The 3,735-nt window shown below is 60.3% G+C and carries 4 protein-coding genes; 3 read left to right on the forward strand and 1 reads right to left on the reverse strand.

Annotated elements, in window-relative coordinates; all coding sequences use genetic code 11:
* On the reverse strand, positions 1–1,130 hold a 1,130-nt coding region (gene mutY, locus V6C07_RS06635), incomplete at its 3' end, for an A/G-specific adenine glycosylase (RefSeq protein ID WP_333535561.1).
* A gap of 121 nt (positions 1,131–1,251) precedes the next feature.
* Between mutY and V6C07_RS06640 the strand changes: the two genes are divergently transcribed.
* The 3 genes from V6C07_RS06640 (at position 1,252) to V6C07_RS06650 (ending at position 3,480) form a co-directional block, all read left to right on the forward strand.
* Positions 1,252–1,761: a peptidylprolyl isomerase gene (locus V6C07_RS06640; protein WP_333535562.1), complete on the forward strand. Its 510-nt coding sequence runs from the start codon at positions 1,252–1,254 to the stop codon at positions 1,759–1,761.
* A 450-nt stretch (positions 1,762–2,211) separates the two neighbouring features.
* The gene (locus tag V6C07_RS06645; RefSeq protein ID WP_333535563.1) at positions 2,212–2,691 is read left to right on the forward strand and encodes a DinB family protein; all 480 of its coding nucleotides are present in this window, start codon (positions 2,212–2,214) and stop codon (positions 2,689–2,691) included.
* 273 nt (positions 2,692–2,964) lie between these two features.
* The gene (locus tag V6C07_RS06650; protein ID WP_333535564.1) at positions 2,965–3,480 is read left to right on the forward strand and encodes a YceI family protein; all 516 of its coding nucleotides are present in this window, start codon (positions 2,965–2,967) and stop codon (positions 3,478–3,480) included.
* The last annotated feature ends 255 nt before the right edge of the window (positions 3,481–3,735 follow it).

Genomic DNA, 3,735 nt, shown 5'->3' on the forward strand with positions numbered 1-3,735 from the left:
GGGCCGGGGGCGTCGTGGGGGCGCGGCCCCGTGCCATCAGGATTTCCGGCAAGCTCAAGGCCGAAGCAGTGCAGGGTAAGCCGGTAGGTAGTGTAGCCGTGGCGGATGACGCCGTATCTGGCCGTCACCTGCACCTCAAATCCCGTTTCTTCCATAAATTCGCGAACCACGGCCTGTTCCGGGCTTTCGCCCGGCTCAACCCTGCCTCCGGGAAATTCCCACAGATTGCCCCATACTCCAGAGGCCGGGCGCTTTTGCACAAAAAGTTTTTCTCCGCAGCGCAGCACGCCTGTGACCGCATTGACCGGGGTTATGACGGCCCGCTTGCCCGGAACCGGCCGCTGATCTTCAATGCCCAGATGGCGGCTTGTGCAGAAAGCCTCCAGAGGGCAGGAGGCGCAGCGCGGTTTTTTGCGGCACACAAGCGCCCCAAGCTCCATCATGGCCTGGTTGTGGGCGCGGGCCTTGCCTTCGGGAACAAGCCTGAGCGCCCACCGGTGGATGACGGCTGCGGCAGGCTCCTGCTTGACCGGGCTGTCCACGTCAAAAATGCGCGAAACAACACGCTCCACATTGGCGTCAACGCAGGGCAGTTTTTCTTCAAAGGCAATGCTGGCAATGGCCCCGGCCGTGTATGGCCCCACCCCGGGCAGGGCGCGGATGTCAGCAGGATCGCGGGGGAATATGCCACCATGTTCGGCCATGATTTTACGGGCCGCCGCATGGATGTGCCGCGCGCGCGAGTAGTAGCCAAGCCCTTCCCACATGCGCAGCACGTCTTCTTCATGCGCGGCCGCCAGGGCGGCAATGTCGGGGAAGCGTTCCATCCAGCGGATGAAATAGCTTACGCCGCGCTCCATCTGCGTCTGTTGCAGCATGACCTCAGAAATCCAGACCTCATACGGCGTATAGCTGTTCCGCCACGGCAGGGCGCGCTGGTGGACGGCAAACCAGTCCAGCAGGGCGTTTTGCAGCGCGGGGACATGGTCTTCCGGCGGAAAATAGCGTGGCGGGCGGCCTGGGGAAATTTGCGCAACGGCCTCTTCCAGTCCGGGCAGCGGATTGGAGACGGCGCGGGAATTTTTGCCTGTTTTGGGGGCTGCGGGGGATTTTATGGCTTTCGGGGACATGTGGGCAGTCTATACCCGGCGGCGGGCATTGTCATCTGGCGGGGCATGGCCTATATTCCGGGGCGGGCGCATCCCGGCCTTTGCCGTAGCGCGCCGCCACCACAAGTAGCAAGGAGCTGTCATGGCTGATAATCCCACGGTTTTGCTGGAAACCACGTCCGGCGACATTTTGCTGGAACTTTTCCCCGACAAGGCCCCGAAAACCGTTGCCAACTTTCTGCAGTATGTGGATGATGGTTTTTACAACAATACCATTTTCCACCGCGTTATCCCCGGCTTCATGATCCAGGGCGGCGGCCTCGGCGCGCGCATGGACGAAAAAGCCACGCGCGAGCCTGTTGCCAACGAGGCCGATAACGGCGTGAAAAACGAGCGCGGAACCATCGCCATGGCCCGCACGCGTGACCCGCACAGCGCCACCGCCCAGTTTTTTATCAACCTGGTGGACAATGATTTTCTCAACCACAGCGCCCCCACCCTTGACGGCTGGGGCTACTGCGCGTTCGGCCGCGTGACCGAGGGCATGGAAATTGTTGAAAAGATTGCCAAGGTTAAAACCAAGAGCATGGGCATGCACGAAAACGTGCCTGTGGACATGGTGCTCATTACCGGGGCCAGCCGCTTCGAGTAATATTTTGCCGCCGCAAGGCGAGCAGTCAGTGCGCAAGGGCAGGTCGACGACGGGCTATTTATGCCGTCGAAATGCCCCGGCCTTGCAGCGCGAAGCGCTGCAAGGCCCGCGAGGTTGGCGCAGGCGGTCTTTGCCGCCGTTAAACGCAATCTCACGACGAAACTGCTCAAAAGGCGCGTCCCGGTCTTGTACCCGAGGGCGCGCCTTGTTTTTTGGGTATCTGCCGGCAGAAATCATGCGCTGCTGCGGGCCTCGATTTTTGTTCAGCCTGAAGCACCGCGCAAAATCACCGCCCGATGGGGGCAGCCCGGGCTGCGGGCATCTGTGGTATCCGCTTTGCACTCGCCGGGGACTTTGCTATGCTGGCATTGACCGGAGCGCCCGGCGGCTGTGCCGCCGCATCGGACCGGCGCGCCGGGACATCTCCACCACCAACGTAAGGAGACCCTTATGTCCCGTGATATCATCAATGCCATCCAGGCTCCCTATCGCCATTCCTGGAGCCTGCTCACCCAGTTTATGGATGTCTGCCCGGAGAATATCTGGAATGAAACGCGCGGCGGCTGGCCTGTCTGGCAGCAGATAGCCCATACCATTGCCGTGCTGAACTTCTTTACCCTGGGCGAAAATGAAGCCCCTCTGCCCGCACCCTGCGACCAGGCCACGCTGATGCTCAAAATGCAAGGCTCCTGCGCTGTCAGCAAGGATGCCATGCGTGACTATGCGGAGGCTGTGCGCCTGTGTGTGGATGGCTGGCTGGAAGGCATTTCGGACGCGGATCTCGTCCGGGTACACACGGTGCTGAGCAAAAAAGTCGGCAGGGACGTCACCTATGGGGCGGCCGTAGCCATGCTTGCCAGCCACACCTGTTACCACATTGGTTCCTGTGACGCGGCCCTGCGCGACAACGGCCTGCCCGGAGTGTTTTAGCGCGATTGCATCGCGGGGCTGTTGCGGCGGCTGCGCGAGATGGCTGGCTGCGAATGCCTGCCCGAATGTCTGCCGTGGTTTGCGTGATGCCATCGCGGGTCAAACCATGCCTTTGTTTTTCATCGCGCTTCTGCGCCCGCGTTTGCGAGCCATCTGCCAGAAAATCTCCAATACCGCTTCATAACGGGGCAGTCACCGGCCCGGGCCGCCCCGTATGCATGAACACAGCGGCAATCTGTCGGCTGCCGGGCCATATAAAACAAGGAGAAAGCCATGACCACATGGAAGAGTGACCCCGCCCATTCCCGCCTTGGCTTTGTTGTCAGGCATATCACGATTACAGATATAAGCGGCAGGTTTGCGGAATTTACCGCCTCGGTCCAGATCGGCAAGGATGACCTTTCCGACGCAAAATTCAACATGGCCGCACGCGTGGCCGCCATTGACACCGATGTGCCCGCGCGGGACGAGCACTTGCGCAGTGCTGATTTTTTTGAAGCCGAAACCTATCCTGAAATCACCTTTGCCAGCAGCCAGGTTCGCATGGAAGGCAAGGGCGAAGGCAAGATCAGCGGGGCGCTGACCCTGCACGGCGTCACAAAGGACGTGACGTTCAGTATCCGGGCCAGCGAAGTGGTGACCAACCCCATGAACAATGCTCCTACCCGCGCCTTCAAGGTGTGGGGCAGTATAAAGCGGAGCGAGTTTGGCCTTGGCCCCAGTATTCCTGCGCTTATTGTAGGCGAGGAGGTTCATGTTACGGCTGATGTGGAGTGCTCCCCCGCCTAGGGCCTTGAACACCAGAAATGCCCGCCCGTGGCGACAGGACGTCAAATGCCCGTTCCGGATCACCGGAACGGGCATTTTTGCCGACAGGTAAAACTGGGGAGCAAATTCGGGCATCGGGCCTGAGGGCATAGAGCAATTTCACTTTGAAATTGCTCTGGCGGCTGCGTGAGCAGTCGCCCGCCGCGAAGGCGTAAGCGCAATTTATTTGCGCGGTTAAACGCCGAAGCGAGCGTGTCTTAAACTTTGAAAATGTAC

Source organism: Desulfovibrio sp. 1214_IL3152, from assembly GCF_036763055.1.
Lineage (GTDB): Bacteria > Desulfobacterota > Desulfovibrionia > Desulfovibrionales > Desulfovibrionaceae > Desulfovibrio.

Bases quoted from the DNA above. Each gene is read 5' to 3' on its own strand.
- V6C07_RS06640 (WP_333535562.1), top strand. From the start codon at position 1,252: ATGGCTGATAATCCCACGGTTTTGCTGGAAACCACGTCCGGCGACATT.
- V6C07_RS06645 (WP_333535563.1), top strand. From the start codon at position 2,212: ATGTCCCGTGATATCATCAATGCCATCCAGGCTCCCTATCGCCATTCC.
- V6C07_RS06650 (WP_333535564.1), top strand. From the start codon at position 2,965: ATGACCACATGGAAGAGTGACCCCGCCCATTCCCGCCTTGGCTTTGTT.